We start from the raw sequence: 1,205 nt of genomic DNA, 5'->3' as shown, positions 1-1,205 counted from the left end.
GGCCGCGACCTCCCAGGCCACCCGACACCCCCGGAGGAACCATGGACTACGGTCTCGGCGTACGGCTCGACCGGCCGTTCGCGCAGGCGGTGGAGGCGGTCACCGCCGCGCTCAAGGAGCAGGGCTTCGGCGTCCTGACCACCATCGACGTCCGGGCGACGCTGCGCGAGAAGATCGGCGCGGAGGTCGAGGACTACCTGATCCTCGGCGCCTGCAACCCCGCCCTCGCCCACCGCGCGCTCCAGGCCGACCGCCGGATCGGGCTGCTGCTGCCCTGCAACGTGGTGGTCCGGACGGACGGCGACGCCACAGTGGTGGAGGCCGTCGACCCGCAGACGATGGTCGCCCTGGCCGGGTCCGGGGGCGGGCTGGGCGAGGTCGCGGACGAGGCGGCGCGGCGGCTGAACGCCGCCCTGGACACGCTGCGCGGATGAGGAGCAGACCATGACCGCACCCGTCGTCGCCGGATTCGACGGCTCGCCCGAGAGCCTCGCCGCCACCGAGTGGGCCGCCCGGGAGGCGCGGCGCCGCGGCTGCCCGCTGGACCTCCTGGAGGCCTGGCCCTGGCCGCACCGGGACGTGGTCGGCAGCGAGGAGACGTACCGCGACGCCCTGGACCGGCTGGAGCTGCGGGCGCGGGAGCTGCGCCCGCTGGCCGGCGACGGGCCGGTCACCTCGGCGATCGTCCCGACCGACCCGGCCGAGGCGCTGGAGGCCGTCGGCAAGTCGGCCGCCCTGCTCGTCCTGGGCTCGCGCGGGCTGGGCGCGGTGCGCGGCTTCCTGGTCGGCTCGGTGAGCCAGGAGGTGCTGCGCCGGGCGGGCTGCCCGGTGGTCCTGGTCCGGGCCGAGGCGGAGGAGTCGGAGGGCCCGGTGCTGGTGGGCCTGGACCTCGCCCATCCGATGGACGACGTGCTGGCCTTCGCCTTCGACGCGGCCGCCCGGCGCCGGGCGCCGCTGCGGGTGGTGCACGTCTGGTCGCCGCCGGTCTCCAGCCAGTACACGGCACTCGAGGCCGTCAGCGGGCTGGGCGAACTCGCCTCCGTCGACCGGGCCCGGTTCGCCGAGCAGGTGACCCCCTGGCGGGAGCGCCACCCCGAGGTGTCGGTGACCGCCGACCTGATCCAGGGCAGCGCCTCCGTCGCCCTGGTGGACGCGGCGGCCGGGGCCCGGCTGCTCATCGTCGGCCGCCGCGTCCGCCGCACCCT

2 protein-coding genes are annotated in these 1,205 nt (G+C 76.8%); both read left to right on the top strand.

Annotated features, from left to right (window positions below; all coding sequences use genetic code 11):
• The first annotated feature begins 41 nt into the window (after positions 1 to 41).
• Positions 42 to 434, top strand: a complete 393-nt coding sequence (locus ACWDCZ_RS41570; RefSeq protein WP_049657537.1) for a DUF302 domain-containing protein — start codon at positions 42 to 44, stop codon at positions 432 to 434.
• Positions 435 to 444: 10 nt separating this feature from the next.
• A partial coding sequence (locus ACWDCZ_RS41565; protein ID WP_449818755.1) for a universal stress protein occupies positions 445 to 1,205 on the top strand: 761 nt, incomplete at its 3' end.

Source organism: Kitasatospora sp. NPDC001225 (assembly GCF_053597855.1).
Note: the sequence above shows the minus strand (reverse complement) of the source record. Positions and strands in the feature narration are given on the sequence as shown.

What these genes read in the sequence shown, in the direction of transcription:
- ACWDCZ_RS41570 (WP_049657537.1), top strand. Translation starts at nt 42, where the DNA reads ATGGACTACGGTCTCGGCGTACGGCTCGACCGGCCGTTCGCGCAGGCG.